The following is a 1,408-nucleotide window of genomic DNA, read 5'->3' as shown; positions in this document are numbered from 1 at the left end:
CGTGAAGATATAGGAGACGGTTTGGCCGTCGCCGTCCACATWGGCCAGCGTCACGACCGTCTGGTTGTTGGCAGTGCCTTCATTGACGTCGGCTGCGCCCGCCGGTGTCGTCGGCGCCTTGTTGACGTTCTTCACCGTGATCGTGACGGTTCCTGTCGCCGTCGCGTTCGCTGCTCCTGAACCATCGTTCGCGATCACCGAATAATTGACCGCGCTATCCGCCGTCACGTCCGCGACCGTACCATTCGTCACGATTAGATTGTTGACGATCTTGAACTTGCCGTCGGCGCTGATCAGGCCGTTCGACCCCGCTTGGGAATTCGCAAAGGTATAGGTGATGAGCTGGTTGTCGTCGTCGCGATCATCGAGCGTGACCACGGTCTGGCCGTTGCCGGTGCCCTCGTTGACATTCGCAGCGCCCGACGGGGTCGTCGGCGCTTTGTTCGTCGGAGCCACGTTCTTGACGGTGATCGTCACCGTTCCGGTCGCGGTGTTGTTCGCTGCTCCCGAACCGTCATTCGCAATGATCGAATAATTGATCGGCGTATCCGCCGTTACGTCTGCAACGGTGCCGTTCGTCACGATCGTGTTGTTGACGATCTTGAACTTGCCGTCGGAACTGATCAGGCCGCTCGACCCTGCTTGGGAGTTCGCGAACGTGTAGGTAATGACCTGGTTGTCGTCATCGCGGTCATCGAGCGTCAGAACCGTCTGGCCGTTGCCCGTGCCCTCGTTGACGTTCGCCGTTCCCGCCGGCGTCGTCGGCGCCTTGTTCGTCGGTCCATTGGGCGTCACATAGACTTTGAAAGATTGATCGACGAACAGAGGTCCTCCACCGGGACCACCGCCGTCGGTGACGCGAACCAAAACGGTATAGTATTTGCCGCCGGCGTCGCTCTGAAGATCAGATGCGTTGTAGTCGAGCGCCGATGCGAGCACGACCTTCTTGCCCGTCGCGTCGATCTTGAACCGGTTGCCTGGGTTGGTGACGATCGAGAAAGTCTGTGTTTCGCCGACGTCGTTGCGATCAAGATCGTCATCCTCGGCGGTCAGGTTACCGATGAACGTGTCCGGACCRAGTTTCTCCAAGACGGACAAAGCCGTACCGCCCGTGGCGTTCTTCAAGGCGAGATTGAAGGGCTTGTCGTTGATGTCGGTGATATAGACGCCAAACTGTCCTTGCTGCGACCCAGGCGTCCCAACCGGCGGCGTTCCGATGATCGACATCGACACGATACCGGCTGACTCGTAGTCAAACAAGCTTATGCCGTTCTCATCGACAGCAGCCTTTGCGAAGATCTGATTGCCGACGATGTAGAAACGACCGTCACCGTCACCGTCGAAACCCGTGCCGAAGTTGAACGTGTACGTCCAACCCGCCACGGCGTTCGAGATCGTACCGATCAGA

The 1,408-nt window shown here is 58.7% G+C and carries 1 protein-coding gene; it reads right to left on the bottom strand.

The window, feature by feature from the left end:
• Window positions 1-1,408: cadherin repeat domain-containing protein (locus AC1DT3_RS21150; RefSeq protein ID WP_477467154.1), on the bottom strand; the 1,408-nt coding region annotated here is incomplete at both ends.

This window comes from Microvirga sp. P4_G7, assembly GCF_056401005.1.
Note: the sequence above shows the minus strand (reverse complement) of the source record. Positions and strands in the feature narration are given on the sequence as shown.